We start from the raw sequence: 18,398 nt of genomic DNA, 5'->3' as shown, positions 1-18,398 counted from the left end.
GTATATATACTATAAATTATATCGATTCTATGAGAAGGCTCCGAATGTATGGTGGAGTGAATGGAAAGCATCTTTGACATTAGATATTCTATTGTTTTTCATTGTCTTATCTTTATATATATACTATGAAATAAATATAAATCCATATATAAATTTAGCATCAAGTAATATTTATTCAACTGTTGTTATTATTATTATTTCCATTGCTAATTATTGTATTTTTCAGAGTAAAGATCAATGGAAAGAAATTGTGAGAAAGTTTGACAAACTGCCTCCTCAAAAAAATAAAATTGGAACTTGGATGGTTTTTGGATGTGTTACTCTAATTGTTTTTAATCTAATATTAGCATACTATTTAATGAGTCAAATAGATTGGAGTTTATATAGGTAAATAAAATAGGGAAGGTGGTTAAAAAGTCACCTTCTCTTATTTTATGAAATCCATCATTCAATGAACTTATAATAATATTAAGTTTCCTAAAATCGCAAGAATCGAATTTACGGTTACGAATGACTCCAGAATAAGTTCAGGAATACGTCCTCCTGTTATTGGATATTTTGATTTTTGGGAAAAAAATATAGGTCCAATGCTAAATGAGAGTTTTTCAAGCGGACCATTATCAATAAAAAGACAAACAATAGTATGGGAAGAAGACGTTATAATCTGGTAGTAAAATCAGTCTTTTGTTTACTTATAGTGTGTGCATTTTACAGATGCACACCTACACCTCCTAGGTTTGAAGAAATGATAGGAACTTGGAGGGCGGAAGATGGAGCAATAATTGAATTAAAATCAGATAGTACATTTGTGATAGAGGGCTTTGATTCATACTTTTTTCATAAGTTAAGTAATGATACAATAAGGTACAGAGTTTATGCACAAGGGGAATGGGAAGTTGAAGGTGTATACCTAGGAAATATCATATTATCTATAGGTATAGACTGTGCTATAAGAAGCAGCGATTTTTTATTTATTTCGGATAAAAAAAATGGATAATAAATGGCTATAGTACAAGTTTTTATATTAAAGGAGAAGGTGGCTTCTTAACAGATAAGGCTCCTTGGTTTATTCGAGTAATAGACAACTTTGATGATTATACTACTTATGATTTCCATAGGGTTGAATAAGTATGGGAAGAGGATATTATAATTTGGTGATAAAAGCAATATTTAGCTTATTTGTAGTGTGTGCATTTTATCAATGCACACCTACACCACCTCAGTTTGAAGAAATGGTAGGAGTGTGGAAAGCTAAAGATGGGGCTGTCATAGAATTAAATGCTGACAGTACATTTGTAATAAAGAACTTTGATTCGTATTTTTTTCATGAACTACGAGATGATACAATTCGGTATAAAGTTAATGCAGTGGGTAAATGGAGTATTTGGGTTAATGGTTCATTAGGAAATTTATTACTTTCGATAGGTTTTGATGGTGCTGTAAAGAGTAGTGATTCATTGTTTATTGCAAATGAGAATAAGTGGATAATAAGTCCTTATTCTGGTGACAATTTCTATATCAAAGGAGAAGGTGGCTTCTTAACAGATAAGGCACCCTGGTTTATTCGAGCAATAGACAACTTTGATGATTATAATACTTATGATTTTCATCGGGTTAAATAAGTATGGGAAGAGGATATTATAATTTGGTGATAAAAGCAATATTTAGCTTATTTGTAGTGTGTGCATTTTGCAGATGCACACCTACACCACCTCAGTTCGAAGAAATGATTGGAATATGGAGAGCTGACGATGGAGCAACAATTGAATTAAAAGCGGATAGTACTCTTGTTATAAAAAATATTGATTCATATTTTTTAGTAAGTCCAACGGATATTGATACTATAAAGACTAGATTGGATGCAGAAGGAAAATGGAAAATGGGTGTACATTATCAAGGGAATTTTATACTTTCTATGAATATAAAATATTGTATAAGAAGTCGTGACTCTCTCTCTCTCTTAAACGAACAGAAATGGGTATTTAAGAATTATAACAGAAGTATTTATATTATGGGGGATAATGGTTTTTTTTATAATAAGGAACCCTGGTTTATTAGGCTAATAGATAGTATTGATCTCTATAATACCTATGATTTCCGAAGAGTAGAATAGTATGGGAAGAAGACGTTATAATCTGGTAGTAAAATCAGTCTTTTGTTTACTTATAGTGTGTGCATTTTACAGATGCACACCTACACCTCCTAGGTTTGAAGAAATGATAGGAACTTGGAGGGCGGAAGATGGAGCAATAATTGAATTAAAATCAGATAGTACATTTGTAATAAAGAACTTTGATTCGTATTTTTTTCATGAACTAAGTGATGATACAGTAAGATATAAGGTTTATGTGGAAGGGAGATGGGGAATTGAAGGAGAGTATTTGGGTAGTTTATTACTTCATATAAGCATACATCATGCTGTGCATAGTAGTGATTCTCTATTTATTTCAGATCAAAATAAATGGATAATACGTAATTATGGTGAAAATTTTTATATTAAAGGAGATGGTGGCTTCTTAACAGATAAGGCTCCTTGGTTTATTCGAGTAATAGACAACTTTGATGATTATACTACTTATGATTTCCATCGGATCGAATAAGTATGGGAAGAGGATATTATAATTTGGTGATAAAGACAGTAGTTGGTCTATTTGTAGTGTGTGCATTTTATCAATGCACACCTACACCTCCCCAGTTTGAAGAAATGATTGGAATATGGAGAGCTGACGATGGAGCAACAATTGAATTAAAATCAGATAGTACACTTATTCTAAAGAATTTTAATTCGTTTTTTTGGAATAAGATGAATGATTCTATTAAGCCGCCAATTAATGTATATGGCAGTTGGAGGTCTCCATATAATGATGGGTATGGGCATATTAGCTTGGATATAGGCTCAGATTCAGCAATAAGAAGTTGCGACTCAATTTTCTTTTCTGATAAAGGAAAATGGCTTCCTCAGTATAAATATTCTGGAACCCAATTCTTTATTAAAGGAGAACAAGGTCTTTTTGACAATCAACCACCTTGGTTTATTCGAGTAATAGACAACTTTGATGATTATACTACTTATGATTTCCATAGGGTTGAATAAGTATGGGAAGAGGATATTATAATTTGGTGATAAAAGCAATATTTAGCTTATTTATAGTGTGTGCATTTTACAGATGCACACCTACACCTCCTCAATTTGAAGAAATGGTAGGGGTGTGGAAAGCTAAAGATGGGGCTGTCATAGAATTAAATGCTGACAGTACATTTGTAATAAAGAACTTTGATTCGTATTTTTTTCATGAACTCAGTGATAATACAGTAGGATACAAGGTTAATGCAGAGGGTAAATGGAGTATATGGACTCGTGATGTATTGGGTAATTTAATACTCTCAGTAGGTATAAGTTATGCTGTGAAAAGTAGTGATTCATTGTTTATTTCAGATCAAAATAGATGGATAATACGTAATTATAGTGAAAGTTTCTATATCAAAGGAGATGGTGGCTTCTTAACAGATAAGGCACCTTGGTTTATTCGAGTAATAGACAACTTTGATAATTATAATACTTATGATTTCCGAAGAGTAGAGTAGTATGGGAAGAAGATATTATAATTTGGTGATAAAGACAGTAATTAGGCTATTTGTAGTGTGTGCATTTTATCAATGCACACCTACACCACCTCAATTTGAAGAAATGATTGGAACTTGGAGAGCAGACGATGGTAGTATAATACAGTTAAAAGCAGACAGTACTTTTAAAATAAAAAATTTCAATTCTTATTTCTTAATAAAGCCACAGGATACCATAGAAACCAAGCTGCATGTAGAGGGTGAATGGAATATATGGGTTGATAATAAGCAAGGACATTTTATGTTATCTCTAAATATTAAACATTGTGTAAGAAGTAATGATTCACTTTCTATATCAGATGAAAAAGAATCAATATTGAGATATACTGGTAGAAATTTTTATATTAAAGGCGAGCAAGGAATTCTCAATAATCAACCACCCTGGTTTATTCGAGCAATAGACAACTTTGATGATTATAATACTTATGATTTTCATCGGGTTAAATAAGTATGGGAAGAGGATATTATAATTTGGTGATAAAGACTATCGGCTACTACATTAGAGAATATGCAAGGCTCATTTCGATTAACAAACGGGCTATATAATGGGAGCCAATTAAGTCCTAAATATTATAAAACGGGATGGACAGGTGGTTCTATAGCAAGAATAAAAACATACAATATTGCAAAATTGGGTAAATTTGCAGGTAAAATGGCAATTGGGGTAGGAGTTGGAATGGATACTATCGGTCTTGTTAATTATTTTAACAATCCAGAATCTTCAAATATAGTAACACCTTGGAATTTTATAATAAACACGAGTATGACCGGAGTTGGGATGTATATACCTATAATTAGTATAACTTATTTTGGTGTTGACTCTTTCTACCCTGGAAGATGGCCTGGTTATTTTCTTGATGAATCAACCTATTATGAAGGTGATCCTTATCACTACCATAAAGATTAAGTTTTATCTAAAAAAATATAAATGAAAGGAATTATGATGAAATTAAAAAGAGCATATGCTTATTTGTTCTATAGACTATATCTTTCTTTAGAAAGATATAGTTGCCCTCCATTTTGGTCTGAATGGAAAGCATCGTTATTACTGAGCATTTTCAATTTCTTGCTAATTTATTCTTTTTTAATTTTTTATGTGGTTATAGTTGATAGATATTCAAAATTAGCAAACAGTGTGCCAATAATGATATCTATTGTAGTAAGTCAAAACATAATAAATTATATGATGTTTTTTTACAAAGATCAATGGAAAGAAATTATATCAGAGTTTAACAAGCTATCCAAAGAGAAAAATAAAAAAGGCTTTGTATTTGCGAATGTTTTCTTCGTCATCTGTATTATTAGTATCATATATTCATTTTATTTGATGAGCCAAGTTGATTGGAGTTTATATAGGTAAATAGAATAGAGAAGGTGGCTTTTAAACCACCTTCTCTTATTAAAAAAATCAATTACACAAAGGACTTATAATAATGTTAAGTTCCCAAAAGTAGCAAGGGTTGAATTTACGATTACGAATGATTCCAAAATAAGTTCAGGAATACGCCCTCCTGTTATTGGATATTTTGATTTTTGGGAGAGAAATATAGGTACAATGCTAAATGAGAGTTTTTCAAGCGGACCATTATCAATAAAAAGACAAACAATAGTATGGGAAGAGGATATTATAATTTGGTAATAAAGACAGTAATTAGCCTATTTGTAGTGTGTGCATTTTGCAGATGCACACCTACAATAATTGAAGACAAGGCATAATCATCACAAATAATTATTTTAAAATTTATATAAAAAAGCACTTATGTCACAAGTGGTCGGAAGAAATTTTGATCACTTTTATCTTTTATTTTTCAATCATTTAGATTTAAAAGTAAAAATTTCTTAACGGATGTTTTGTCGGAAATATTGGCGACAAAACATTCAAAAAAATAATACAAGTATAAATTATTATACTTGCATTATACGAGTTAACAAGAATATTTATTTAAAATACCCTAGCAATTTAAGGGCGTTTTAAGCACTTGTTTGAGTTTCTGGTAACTCATGCTTAGTTCCGTTCGTAAAAGTCATCTTAGAGGCGTAAACGATGATATTAGTAAACGAACCGATCAATTCTAACAAATTCTTCAAAGACCTGAATATTCGGTCAATCTTAATTATCATACTTGTATACCATGACTGAAAAAGCCAGCATCGAAATACAGGCTAGGATATATCATATTATCTTATTGATTTCTTTTCTGGTCTCTTCATTGAAGATGGGTCGATAATAATGCCTGTCAATAGTGGTAGCTGTATTTCCGGCGAATGCTCCGACATCTGAAGTATTATAGCCCTCCTTTAGCATACGTGTAATAAATGTTCCGCGTGCAGAATACCAAGTAATCTTAGTTGGGTACTTCAGTAACTTTCGTACTTTTTCGAGTGTTTTATTTACTTTGTATGATAATCGTTCTACTCTGTCGTGCTGCTGTTGTTCAGATATATGTTTTTGAGTAAATATAGGTAAGACATAATCTTCAAAACATTTGTCTTTATATTTATCAATAATAGCTTTGGCTTTATCAACCACAGGCATTTTAGCTTCCCTCGCAATTTTGATTCTTTCATATTCGAACTGATTGTTTACAATATTATTCCATTTCAGATGTGCCACATCCACATTCGCCATACCTCCGGAATAATAGCTGAAGAGAAATAAGTCGAGATGTAAATTTTCAAGAATAGAAAATTTACATCTATCCAGTTTTTCAATTTTCAGCATAATTTCATGGGATATTGTTTTGGGAACAAATTTCCCGTGTTTCATTTTCAGTTCAACACACCTGAACAATTTAGTATTAACACCGGGCATTTCCTTTTTTTCAGCATGATTAAAAACTGCGTAGAACTTTTTTAGCCTGCCAACCACTGCTCCTTTGTTACCTTTTTCTGCTCCTCTCATTTGAAGATATAAGGCATAGTCAATTAAAAACTTTTCGGTAATATCCCGAAAGAAATAGGAGGAAAATGCTTTACCATATTTTTGTTTAGTAAAAGCAGTTAAAGAACCTTTCAGAAATTTATATTCTCTGGCATTTGAATTACTAGTGACAAGTTTACCGTTTTTGAATCTTTGCTGATTCGAAAATCTATCGATCAGTTGATCGATCATTTGTAAGACTGTTATTACTTTACACTCTTCTTGCTTTAGAGCTTCTTCATCGAAATAACGAGTCCATTCAACAGGAGACCAATTTCGACCTTCATTTTCCCATTCTTCAGCGACATTTTGATACTGTAATCTTAAATCAGAAAGAGATTTGTTTTTCAGGAAGGATTCGCCAGTCTTAGATTTGAAACATTGGGATTTATTATCCCATTCTTTTAACTTTCCGGTAATGCTTAAGACCTTTGTTACTCTGGTATATCCGGTTTTAAACAAAACCATTTCAAGCTTTACTAAGTTTTTGTCTTTGGGATTTGATTTCCCTTTTAAGTTAATAGTAAACATGTTAGATAGTTTTTATGTCCAATATGTAGTGCGTTTCGAAAAACCACACTGATAACTACATAAGACTAGGTAATCCAACATTTTTATGTTTATTATTAATAGTCCGTACTATCTATGTTCTATAATAAACTAACATTTAATGTTTTACAAAGTATTCGTTATATATCTAAAAAAGGAAAGGTTGTCATCCCGACAACCTACTCCTCAATTATTAACCTTAAATCTAATACTATGAAAAACACGGTGCAAATATAGATATGAATTATGAATTTCAAAACTAAATAGAGTAAATTCTGCTTAAAAACACAATTATTTAACTTTGATTAGCAAGAATGCGTTAATTAACACATCTTGTTTTAAAAAAGTATATAATTAATTAACAGAAAAAAATCACTATCGAAAAAGGAGTTATTTAATTGCTTTCTCTCTATTAGTTTATATATTATCTTTGCACATTCAAATTGAGGCGATAAACCTTCATCAAATGCTTTTATCATTGTTATTAGTAAGACTATTGAGTTTCAATCGGATGGCAATATACTAGAGAAAGCATTTTTGACGACGAAAAAGTAGATATCATTATATGAGCGAATTAGAAAAAGAGATACAAAGACGACGTACGTTTGCAATTATTAGTCACCCTGATGCCGGTAAAACAACATTGACCGAAAAACTCCTTTTGTTTGGAGGTGCAATACACGTTGCCGGAGCTGTAAAATCCAATAAGATTAAAAAAACAGCAACCTCCGACTGGATGGAAATCGAAAAACAACGTGGGATTTCGGTGGCAACATCAGTTATGGGTTTTGAATACGACGGATATAAAATAAATATTCTCGACACACCCGGTCACCAGGATTTCGCTGAAGACACCTACCGCACGCTTACCGCAGTAGATAGTGTTATTATAGCTGTGGACGTAGCCAAAGGGGTAGAAGCACAAACACGAAAGCTTATGGAAGTTTGTAGAATGCGTAACACTCCGGTGATGATCTTTATCAATAAGATGGATAGAGATGGGAAAGACCCATTTGATCTTCTTGATGAATTGGAAGAAGAACTTAAAATAAAAGTACGCCCTCTAAGCTGGCCCATAGATAGTGGTCAACAATTTAAGGGTGTTTATAATATTTTCCAAAAGAAGCTCGATCTATATACTCCAAGTAAGCAAACAGTTACAGAGTCTATCGCCTTTAGCGACATCAACAACCCTGCATTGGAGGGTCACATTGGTAACTCTCTAGCTGAAAAACTTCGCGAAGACATAGAGCTAATAGAAGGTGTATATCCTGATTTGGATATGGATCGTTATTTGAAAGGGCAAGTTGCTCCCGTATTCTTCGGTTCAGCATTAAATAACTTTGGAGTAAAAGAGTTGCTAGATTGTTTCGTAAAAATAGCACCCTCACCCCGTCCTATTGAAGCTGTTGAAAGAGAAGTAAATCCGAACGAAGAAGCCTTCACCGGATTTATATTCAAGATACATGCTAATATGGATCCCAATCACAGATCGTGTATAGCTTTCGTTAAAATTTGCTCGGGGAAATTTGAACGTAATGTCAATTACAAGCACATGCGTTTCAACCGCTTGATGCGTTTCTCTTCTCCTACAGCTTTTATGGCTCAGAAGAAAGAAACTGTTGACGAAGCTTATGCAGGTGATATAGTTGGTTTACCTGATACTGGGAACTTCAAGATTGGAGATACTCTTACATCTGGGGAAAATCTACACTTTAAAGGCTTACCAAGCTTCTCGCCTGAGATGTTCAAATACATAGAAAATGCTGATCCAATGAAGACTAAACAGCTTCAAAAAGGTATCGATCAATTGATGGACGAAGGCGTAGCTCAGCTATTTACAAATCAGTTTAATGGACGTAAGATCATAGGTACTGTAGGACAGCTTCAATTTGAGGTTATCCAATACAGATTACTTCATGAGTATGGAGCACAATGTAAATGGGAAGCAATCAACTTACACAAGGCATGTTGGATTGAAAGTGATGATGCTGAAGAAATTGAAAACTTCAAGAAAAGAAAAGCTCAATATATGGCAAAGGATAAAGAAGGTAGAGATGTATTTCTTGCCGACTCTAACTATGTGCTGATGATGGCTCAACAAGATTTCAAAAACATTCGTTTCCATTTCACGTCTGAATTCTGATAATAAATTTCAGACCTGCAATGATTCTGAATTAAGAATATATAGAATTAGAGGAGTTCAGCAGAATTCCTCTTTCTTTTTCTAGGAGAGGCGAGAACAATTTTAGAAAAGATAAGATTAAAAAACACCATATACCCTCATCCAGTAATCTTTTTCAAGAGTTAGTTGTTGTAAGTATATTGTAACAAGAGATCATAAGCATAGATAAATATCTACCTATATTGTATATATTTGATCTCTATAAATTATTTTATATGTCATTTACTCTAGCAAGCAATTTAAAGATAGAAATATGGAGCGACATTGCATGTCCGTTCTGTTATATAGCTAAGCGTCATTTTGAAGAAGCTTTGGCACAATTTCCACACAAGGATAAGGTTGTAGTAGAATGGAAATCGTTTCAACTGAATCCAAATGTACCCGAAGATACGCATGGCGAATCGTTGATAGATTCTTTTGTAAGAGAAAAAGGAATGTCTGCGCAACAAGCCGAAGGTCTATTTACAAATGTTGTAAATATGGCAAAACAAAGTGGACTTGATTTTCATATGGATAAAGTGGTGGTTGCAAATACCATCAATGCCCATCGTCTGAGCCATCTTGCAAAAACAAAAGGAAATCAAACTCAAAACGATATAGAAGAATTACTTTTCAAAGCATATTTCACTGAAGGAAAGAATGTAAATGATAAAAACATTCTAACCGAAATAGGTTTAAGCGTAGGATTAGGAAAAGATGAACTCGAGAATCTTTTCAATAGCCACGACTTTGCCGACAAGGTTAGCTATGATATTCAAGAGGCTGGTGTATTCGGGATAACAAGTGTTCCTTACTTTGTTCTCAATCGTAAATATGCAATTTCGGGAGCACAACCCAGTTCAGCATTTCTCGATATCCTAAACCAAGCCTATAACAATTAAGTATCGAGTAACGAAAATCTATGCAAGACAAAATAAAGATAGCCGAAAAAATATCCTTAAAGTATAAGCATCCACTTTCTCCACAGGATTTGGAAAGCTTTGCTTCGATACTCGAACGTAAAGAGTTATCGAAAGGAGAGCTATTTTTAAATAACAGCCAAGTAAGCAAGTACATTCAATATGTAGATAAAGGACTGGTTAGGCAATTCTATTACAAGAATGGTCGTGATGTAACCGAGCATTTTACATGTGAAAACAACGTTGCCGTATGTATAGAAAGCTTCTTTCGTCAAGAACCAACACGTTTGCTTATAGAAGCTTTAGAAACTACCATTTTATACTGTATTCCTTATAGCGAAATAGAAATACTGGCTTACCATAAACCCGAGATAAGCATTTTATACCGTCGCTTTTTAGAAGCAACTCTTATTTTATCCCAACAGAAAGCCGACTCATGGCGTTTTGAAACCGTTCGCGAACGCTATGAACGGTTTATGAAAGAATATCCGCAAGCAGCTAAACGAGCACCCATAGCTCACATAGCATCTTACTTATTGATGACGCCTGAGTCACTAAGTCGTGTACGATCAGGACAATGGTAACTTATTTTTCAGACTTTTAAGAGTCTCAGAATCATTACTTGATATATATCATTTTTTATTTCCGGACTATTCTTGATCTTTGACCGTTATTTTTTCGAGGCTCGTTAATCTTAATAAGCTCTCTAAAAATTACAAACCTGAATACCGGAAATAAGTACCAACTTTTATATTTCAACCATGACTAAAACATACGCCATAGGTATTGATATGGGCAATAGCATCACTTCGATAGGTATTGTAGATACACAAGGTAATATCATCAATAAGAGTTCTGTTAATTCTAACCATCAGCACATCACCGAATATATAGACTCAATATATAATCATCTCTCTATTTTAATTGAACAACAAGGAGGCATCGACAACATAAAAGGTGTAGGCATAAGCTCGCCCGACGGTAATTACTTTACCGGATGTGTAGAGTTTGCACCCGAACACTCATGGAGAGGCAACACACCTATTGCTCAAATATTAGCAGACAAGTTACAAGTACCCGTTACTTTAACCAATAGTGCAAATGCTGCCGCAATGGGAGAAATGGAATATGGTATAGCACAGGGAATGAAAGACTTCATCCTTATATCTCTTGACGATGAAGTATGCAGAGGCGCTGTTGCCAATGGTGAAATAATATACGGTCACAATATTTTCTCAGGAAAATCGGGACATATAAACGTACATAACGACAGAGGTAGAGTCTGCAAATGTGGTAGAAAAGATTGTTTAGAAGCATATTGCTCCGCAGATGGGATAATTACTACCGCTTTAGAACTTCTGACATCAAGCAAAGAAACCAGTACATTACGAAACATACCTCAAAACGAATTAACGTTTGAAAATATATACGAGGCATCTATACAAGGAGATTCTCTTGCTAAAGAAGCTTTTCGTTTTACGGGCGATATATTAGGACAGTTATTATCTGATCTTATTGCTTATTCGAGCCCAAAAGCATTTATACTTTCAGGAAAAGTGGCAAAATCAAATGAACACTTCATACAAGCTATTGAGAAATCATTTAAAGATAATTTGTTGCAGATATACGCTGGAAAAACAAAAATACTGACATCTGACATTGAAAATTCAGAAGCCATCATCCTTGGAACAAGCTTATTGGCTTGCAACTCCAACCTAGTCGACGCATAATTAGTATTCCATAATATTCAACGCCGCAAAAGTCCTGTAAATGAAAATTTCGGGGCTTTTCCTTTTTATAGAAACAGCTCTAACTATTTTCATTTACACATATACTATAACCTGAAAATTACAATAGAACTTATTCAATCAGATACTATCCAGAAAATCTTTATAAGCTTGTATTTGCCTTTCTGTTAACGGTGTTGCAGGATTATTTTCTGAGTTTTCTTTAAATAAAATACTATAGAAGTTCGGATCCTTATCAGCTTGCAACTCTACAAATTCTCTGAAAGTTATATCGTCTTCTATCTCAGTATATTTGTCTCTTAATATTTGTAATGCATTCCCTTTAATCATAGCAGTAAGTTTTAAGTTCGTATTTTTCTTTATCTATATAAGTAAGATACTATCTTAATGAAGGTTCGCTTTTTACATATTTCCGACTAGTAAATTCTATTTACTCATTACTTATTAAACAATTCACTATTCTATATTGTTCTAATTTATAGTCCGATCAATAAGAATGAGGCATTTATACCCTAAAACAATACGATTATGGCACAAGAGAATGATAATACATCAAAAGCTGACTTGGATCGCAGATTAGGAGCTCCCATGAAAAAAAGTGAAGGTCTGTGTAGTGATAAAAAAAGATCTGAATCTGAACATTTGCACGCTTATCGCGAAGATGTCAATATCAGTAATCTTGATGAGAAAGTAAAAACTGAAGACTTATAATCAGTTTACACCTATATGTCAGAACCGCTCTATTTTTCAAAGAATAGAACGGTTCTGATATTTTTCAAACATAGCATTGAGAAACAACACTAAACTTTAAACTATAACTATTGCTTTTCGGTAAGATATTTCCAAAAACGTTTTGGCATATGCTGGCGGTGCAGCTTCGGATTGATTCGTTCCTTTATAGTCATCGATTTAAAATAGCCTTTCCATAATTCCTGAAACAGCTTTTCGTCCTCAGCCATGAGCGCATCATTTAGCTTTCCACTTAATAAATGCTCATCATCACTTAATGTTATTTCAACAACGGTTTGAAGATCATAATAATATCCATATTTTCGTTTCAAATCATACACTACCCATCTTTGATCTGAGAATCGATCTTTCAAATGACTTATTGCTAAAGGCAAAGCATTATAAACAGGTGAGACGGGAGCAAAATAAATACCGTCAGCCGCTTTCTGAAAACGAATAAATTGCTTTAGATACTGCTCTTCCTTAGCTACCTTTTTTGCCAGTTGATGAATTTGAAGGACATCATCATCTCCAAAATTCATTTCAATAGAATGAGCATTATCAAATACTTTACGCACATATCGGAACAAAAGATCTTCGCTGCCCTCTTCTTCCGAAAGCCAAACATAATTAAGCATATTGCAAGCCGTCTTCGACAACTTCTTTTGAAGAGAAGCCCATACACGGGCAGACCTGTCTTCTTGTGTAATGACAGTATAGCTTTCCTCCATAAACATAGGGGTGATACTCCCCTCCCCTAATAATTTATCAGGGAAAGTTTTCCTACTGTATGCATCAAAAACAGCAGTAAGAAAGCCTTCGAATGTTTTATCATAAAAGAATACAATCATAAGAGAAACATCTATAAGTTTACAACCTTAAGTAAATAAACGTATTTAATTATATACTTTCAAATAAGAATAGACCACTTCTATTGAACTTAGCAAAACAAAAGAAAGGGTTGCTATCTTAATCGGGGAAGATAATAGAAAGTTGCTGCTGATCTCCCTCTCCTTTTTTCTTTTTAGTTTCAGTCAGAATCTTTCGAAGAAACTCAGGTTTTACCTCGTTTATAGTATTCATGGGTAGCTCGTTACAGGTAATAAAATATTGAGCCTTCTTCATTACTATTCCCATCTTTTTCAACTGATAAGCATTTAATTTGCCATATCTTCGGGAAGTAACAATGAGCTTTGCAGACTTCACACCAATTCCCGGAATACGGAGAATTAACGAGTAATCAGCCTTATTTACATCAACAGGAAACATTTCGGGGTGACGCAATGCCCAAGATAATTTAGGATCAATTTCGAGATCGAGATCAGGATATGCATCATCTACAATTTCATCGGCTCTGAACTCATAAAAACGCATCAGCCAATCTGCTTGATACAGTCTGTTTTCGCGAACCAACGGAGCCTGTTTCAATGCAGGTAAACGTGTATCGTAACTGTTGACGGGAATAAAGCCCGAATAATAGACCCGTTTCATACTAGGACGTCTGTATAATGCCGAAGATAAGGTAAGAATATCTTTATCACTTTCATTCGTTGCACCTACAATCATTTGAGTACTCTGTCCCGCAGGCACAAACCGTGGAGCAGACCGAAACTTCTGACGTTCTTCGATACTTTGAAGCATACCTTGTTGGATATACTTCATGGGTTTGAATACACTTAGATGATCTTTTTCGGGAGCTAGTAATTGGAGATTTTTCTCGGTAGGTATCTCAATATTCACGCTCATACGGTCGGCATATAATCCGGCTGCATTAACTAATTCCTGACTAGCGCCGGGAATACTTTTCATATGAATATACCCATTGTATCGATGAACGGTTCGTAGTTCTTTAACAACTCTCACCATACGCTCCATAGTATAATCGGGATTATTTATTACTCCCGAGCTAAGAAATAGTCCTTCAATATAATTGCGACGATAAAACTCTATCGTTAGATCAACAAGTTCTTGCACCGTGAAAGTGGCACGTCTTATATCGTTGCTCCTGCGATTGATACAATAGGCACAATCGTAAATACAGTTGTTGGTAAGCATTATCTTCAACAACGATACGCACCTTCCATCTTCCGTAAAACTATGACAAATCCCCATACCTCCGACAGTATTTCCTATACCTCCCGCAACATTCTTACGGGGAGCACCACTTGATGAGCAAGACACATCGTATTTTGCAGATTCGGCTAGTGTTTTTAACTTTTCGAGTACGTTTTCGTTCATAGTACTACAAAGAAAATTATTTCAAATGAGAGATTAGCTCAAAAAACATTAAAAGAGTTCTCTTTGTTAAAAACACACACAATACACTAAATAATAACCAATTACATTTTATATTTACTCCTTCGTCTTTTATTGAATAAATAAAGTAAACCCAATAGCAATAACATAACAAAAAGGCTGGGCTCTGACATACGTTGCGTATCATCATTCAAATCTAACGATCTGTTTCCCGACAAAGCTTCTTCTTGCTTCTTTTTCAACATTTCCTTTTGGGCTTCATTTTCTACAACAATATATGCAGTAAGCGGTGTCAATATTTTAGATTTAAAACTATTCTGAATCAATGACAACCACTGCTCATCTGCTGTTTGAGGATACAAAACTTGTAACATCCATTGCCCTTGCATCAATAACCCCGATTCCCAATCTTTTTCTTTAATAGCAGAGAGATCACTCTTCAATACCTTACTCTTAGTATTCAACACTATGGATGGTAAACTATCATTAGGCAAATAAGCTAAAGGTTTAACCATGGAGGGCCAGACTTTAACCTTACATTCGGGAAATGCAGTCAAACCCCTTTCTACAATACTATTCACATCTTCAAATAACGAATAAGAAGATAGACTGTCTTGGTTTAAAACATAAAATTTATCATGCTCCGGATATGTAAATCTTAAATCTGCAAAATCATTATATACAATGGCTTTCTGAATATTATCACTCACCACTACAATTATAGGATAAGTATCTTTTGGATTTATATACGATTCAAACAATATCTTTTTTATCGCCCTATCCAGAAAAAAGCCTCCTTCGGAATGTTGAGACTTCAGATAATCGTCCCATCCCTCAGCCATCATCTTGGTCTTCACATAAGTTCCCGTATAGGATATTTGAGCTTCTTGATTACTTATCAGATTCTTATTAAGCAATCTTTTCATATCAGAAATATATCGCTTTTGCTTATCAACAGTTGAATTAGATATGTCTACAATAAAATGATAATAAGGTTTTCTTGATACTGTTTGTAAATCTTGTTTCTCTTGAGATGAAATGTAGACAACCTTGCGCGCCTCATTCTCTATATCATTTATTATCCGATTTTCGGCAAGTTTACCTTGCCCCACCTCAGAATCGTTCCCCAATACAACGGAATATCCATCAATATCAATCACAACCGGATCTTTATGAATAAACTCAATACCCGTATATCGTACCTCACCGAGCCCAAAGGGAAATACCCGAAAGTCGACTTTATTGCCTGAAAGATAATGCAGCATCCCCGGATCACGATTTTCGTTACGTATTTGAGAGAATATCCATGTTGCAGCTTTTTTCTCAGCCAAGATACCCATCTCTTTCACATCGCCCACATACAAATAGTAATCGCTTATCCAACAACCGTCGGGCAAATCTATTTGTGTTATATATTCGGAACTTTGTAGAGAAGCATTCTTATTTTCTATCGATAAATCAATCCAACTCACCCATGCCGCTTTCTCTTTATCATAGTTGCTCCGATGCTGAATATCTATTATACTTATTTCTTTACTACCCACTTTGGCTAACTCTTTTGCTTGTGGGTAAGGAGATTCATTATAAGAAAAAACGTTCCTTATCAATTCTTTTTTATTAAACGACAGATTCAGGTTATCAAGTACTAGCCACTTAAAGTAGCTTGATAAATAAGGTGTCGAATTATAGAAAAACTGACTCTGTTTGTTTTTGTCAACTACTTTCAGTGTTTTCAGCACCGAACCTGCATTCAAATCATACTCTTTTGTATAATCGGGACTATACAAATACTCCAACGTATCGAATAAGACCGATCTTTCATACTGATAGCTTAGCGAAACACCTATGGGCAGAGTAATAAAGCCAATAATCATTATCGGATACAATAATGCTTTACGGTATATTGTTTTCAGAAGTTTGAAATCTTTGTAAATCAGATCTAAATGAATAATAAACAACAAAAGAGGTGTAAGCATCAAAAAACCAGTACCGATAAGCAATATAGCAAAAACAGATAGAGGAAGAAAAGGCAAAAAGACCAAGAAGAAATAGAAAGTATATAGAAAAGTAGCACATCGACCAAAGAATACAAATAGCCTAACCTTGCGATTCTCGAAAGAAGGCAAACAAATCAAAACCCCATTCAATATAGCTAATATAGGAAATGCGTAACTCGAAAAATCGCCAAATAGATTATCTACAACACTATTAACAAATAGCCCCAGTAAAGGAAAGAGCAAAGCAACAGGTATTTTCCATAACAATTCGTATTCTTCTCTGATTGTTTTATCTGAAATCAGTATATACAGAAACCGAATCAAGAAAAATAAGAAGAAGGTGACCCCTATAATCATCATGCTGATCAATATATGATGCTCACCAGATGACTTTATACTCCACAAAGGAGCTAGTAAAATACCAAATACATAGAATGAGACAGGAATAAATATTGCTGCTAAAATATTAGGCCAAGCTTTCAGTTGTTTTGTATGAGGTGTGAGAATTAATACCAAGCATAATAATGAATGGATGAGTGTAGGCATCAAGAAAGTACCGACATACAAGTAAATATTACCTGAGAAGAGCCAACGAGGCACATTCCAAGAAACAAAATCGTCTGAATAGTTGGCATACACATATAAATATGTAGCATATATAACTAATGATGCAATACTATATAGAATACAGATATGCTTCTTTCTTATACTCTGAATAGTCGCATACACAAACGACAGCACCGACAAGCCTATAAGGCTCAAAGCAAAAACCTTCCACAATGATATTTCATCAGCAGAAAGAAAGCTTTCGATAATATGAAATTCGCCCCAACCTATAAAAATTAAAAGAATTACGGGCAGTGTGTTTACAATAAAAATCCATCTGGGATCAAGCAGTTTTTTCATTATCTTTTATTTTAGTGATAGTATAGTTTAGTGTGAGAAAAAACAATATTAAAAAAGAGAGGTATACAAAAATTCCCTCCATTTGATGCAGCCATGTACCATTGGAGTCGATATACTGTGGTAGTTTACCTTTCATCAAAAGAATATATCCTGCGATTCTGGATACATTAGCCAATATGGTAACCATATAGGATATAACTAGAGTAAGGGGTATCGTCAATAAAAAGTTGATCTTTTGTGATTTGATAAGAACGAAAGAAGCCATAAGAAAACCTATCAGCCAGAAATTATATCCTGAACACGATTTATTTATCACAATATTCAATTGCGAATGAAAGTATCCTACCCCATCTATGTACTCCCCTTTCGATCCAACAATAACCTCTATTAACTTATTTGTTGGCATCAATAAAAATTGCATCATCTCTGTATCCAGAAATGAGAAAGCAAATCTCAGACATGCAAATATCACAAAACAAACTCCTATATATATAATATCTTTCTTAACCATAAAAGAACTTTGAAAAACAAAGTAAACGATTTATTTTATATATATACTACATTTTACAAATAAGAGTCTCTATA

The 18,398-nt window shown here is 33.8% G+C and carries 19 protein-coding genes; 13 read left to right on the top strand and 6 right to left on the bottom strand.

Features of this window, described 5'->3' with window-relative positions; translation table 11 throughout:
* The first annotated feature begins 643 nt into the window (after positions 1 to 643).
* From IR022_RS05925 to IR022_RS05890, 8 genes are all read left to right on the top strand, one after another.
* A complete protein-coding gene (locus tag IR022_RS05925; RefSeq protein ID WP_194203004.1) occupies positions 644 to 997 on the top strand; it encodes a hypothetical protein in 354 nt (117 codons plus the stop codon).
* 133 nt (positions 998 to 1,130) lie between these two features.
* Positions 1,131 to 1,622: a hypothetical protein gene (locus tag IR022_RS05920; protein WP_194203003.1), complete on the top strand. Its 492-nt coding sequence runs from the start codon at positions 1,131 to 1,133 to the stop codon at positions 1,620 to 1,622.
* Positions 1,623 to 1,624: 2 nt separating this feature from the next.
* Entirely contained in the window at positions 1,625 to 2,113 is a 489-nt protein-coding gene (locus IR022_RS05915; protein ID WP_194203002.1) for a hypothetical protein, read from the top strand.
* A 1-nt stretch (position 2,114) separates the two neighbouring features.
* Positions 2,115 to 2,600 carry a hypothetical protein gene (locus IR022_RS05910; RefSeq protein WP_194203001.1) on the top strand — a complete coding sequence of 162 codons (486 nt, stop codon included), beginning with the start codon at positions 2,115 to 2,117 and terminating at the stop codon, positions 2,598 to 2,600.
* 2 nt (positions 2,601 to 2,602) lie between these two features.
* On the top strand, positions 2,603 to 3,094 hold the full coding sequence (locus tag IR022_RS05905) for a hypothetical protein (protein ID WP_194203000.1): 492 nt from the start codon (positions 2,603 to 2,605) through the stop codon (positions 3,092 to 3,094).
* Positions 3,095 to 3,096: 2 nt separating this feature from the next.
* Positions 3,097 to 3,585 carry a hypothetical protein gene (locus tag IR022_RS05900; RefSeq protein ID WP_194202999.1) on the top strand — a complete coding sequence of 163 codons (489 nt, stop codon included), beginning with the start codon at positions 3,097 to 3,099 and terminating at the stop codon, positions 3,583 to 3,585.
* Between the two features lies 1 nt (position 3,586).
* Positions 3,587 to 4,072, top strand: a complete 486-nt coding sequence (locus tag IR022_RS05895; RefSeq protein ID WP_194202998.1) for a hypothetical protein — start codon at positions 3,587 to 3,589, stop codon at positions 4,070 to 4,072.
* A gap of 60 nt (positions 4,073 to 4,132) precedes the next feature.
* Positions 4,133 to 4,531, top strand: coding sequence for a hypothetical protein (locus IR022_RS05890; RefSeq protein WP_194202997.1), 399 nt, complete (start codon positions 4,133 to 4,135; stop codon positions 4,529 to 4,531).
* A 1,266-nt stretch (positions 4,532 to 5,797) separates the two neighbouring features.
* Here the strand turns inward: IR022_RS05890 and IR022_RS05885 are convergent.
* Positions 5,798 to 7,075, bottom strand: a complete 1,278-nt coding sequence (locus IR022_RS05885) for a tyrosine-type recombinase/integrase (protein ID WP_194202996.1) — start codon at positions 7,073 to 7,075, stop codon at positions 5,798 to 5,800.
* A 583-nt stretch (positions 7,076 to 7,658) separates the two neighbouring features.
* Here IR022_RS05885 and IR022_RS05880 point away from each other — a divergent pair.
* The 4 genes from IR022_RS05880 (at position 7,659) to IR022_RS05865 (ending at position 11,907) form a co-directional block, all read left to right on the top strand.
* Positions 7,659 to 9,239 (top strand): peptide chain release factor 3, encoded by a 1,581-nt coding sequence (locus tag IR022_RS05880; protein ID WP_050709531.1) that lies wholly within the window; start codon positions 7,659 to 7,661, stop codon positions 9,237 to 9,239.
* A 254-nt stretch (positions 9,240 to 9,493) separates the two neighbouring features.
* A complete protein-coding gene (locus tag IR022_RS05875) occupies positions 9,494 to 10,159 on the top strand; it encodes a DsbA family oxidoreductase (protein WP_194202995.1) in 666 nt (221 codons plus the stop codon).
* Positions 10,160 to 10,179: 20 nt separating this feature from the next.
* Positions 10,180 to 10,761, top strand: coding sequence for a Crp/Fnr family transcriptional regulator (locus tag IR022_RS05870; protein WP_194202994.1), 582 nt, complete (start codon positions 10,180 to 10,182; stop codon positions 10,759 to 10,761).
* Positions 10,762 to 10,938: 177 nt separating this feature from the next.
* Positions 10,939 to 11,907 (top strand): ROK family protein, encoded by a 969-nt coding sequence (locus tag IR022_RS05865; protein ID WP_194202993.1) that lies wholly within the window; start codon positions 10,939 to 10,941, stop codon positions 11,905 to 11,907.
* A 138-nt stretch (positions 11,908 to 12,045) separates the two neighbouring features.
* On the opposite strand, the gene IR022_RS05860 is transcribed toward IR022_RS05865, so the two are convergent.
* Positions 12,046 to 12,255, bottom strand: a complete 210-nt coding sequence (locus IR022_RS05860; protein WP_050709535.1) for a hypothetical protein — start codon at positions 12,253 to 12,255, stop codon at positions 12,046 to 12,048.
* Between the two features lie 198 nt (positions 12,256 to 12,453).
* Between IR022_RS05860 and IR022_RS05855 the strand changes: the two genes are divergently transcribed.
* Positions 12,454 to 12,636: a hypothetical protein gene (locus IR022_RS05855; RefSeq protein WP_050709536.1), complete on the top strand. Its 183-nt coding sequence runs from the start codon at positions 12,454 to 12,456 to the stop codon at positions 12,634 to 12,636.
* A 107-nt stretch (positions 12,637 to 12,743) separates the two neighbouring features.
* Here IR022_RS05855 and IR022_RS05850 read toward each other — a convergent pair whose 3' ends face one another.
* The 4 genes from IR022_RS05850 to xrtK form a co-directional block, all read right to left on the bottom strand.
* On the bottom strand, positions 12,744 to 13,505 hold the full coding sequence (locus tag IR022_RS05850; protein ID WP_194202992.1) for a TIGR03915 family putative DNA repair protein: 762 nt from the start codon (positions 13,503 to 13,505) through the stop codon (positions 12,744 to 12,746).
* Positions 13,506 to 13,623: 118 nt separating this feature from the next.
* Positions 13,624 to 14,892 (bottom strand): putative DNA modification/repair radical SAM protein, encoded by a 1,269-nt coding sequence (locus IR022_RS05845; RefSeq protein ID WP_050709538.1) that lies wholly within the window; start codon positions 14,890 to 14,892, stop codon positions 13,624 to 13,626.
* Positions 14,893 to 14,993: 101 nt separating this feature from the next.
* The gene (locus IR022_RS05840) at positions 14,994 to 17,813 is read right to left on the bottom strand and encodes an MSEP-CTERM sorting domain-containing protein (RefSeq protein WP_194202991.1); all 2,820 of its coding nucleotides are present in this window, start codon (positions 17,811 to 17,813) and stop codon (positions 14,994 to 14,996) included.
* Positions 17,797 to 18,324: an exosortase K gene (xrtK, locus tag IR022_RS05835; RefSeq protein ID WP_050709540.1), complete on the bottom strand. Its 528-nt coding sequence runs from the start codon at positions 18,322 to 18,324 to the stop codon at positions 17,797 to 17,799. Before xrtK ends, IR022_RS05840 begins: the two co-directional genes overlap by 17 nt.
* Positions 18,325 to 18,398 lie beyond the last annotated feature (74 nt).

The organism is Dysgonomonas sp. GY617 (genome assembly GCF_015233815.1).
Taxonomy (GTDB): domain Bacteria; phylum Bacteroidota; class Bacteroidia; order Bacteroidales; family Dysgonomonadaceae; genus Dysgonomonas_A.
The sequence above is the reverse complement of the archived record's forward strand: the minus strand, read 5'-3'. Positions and strand labels throughout refer to the sequence as shown.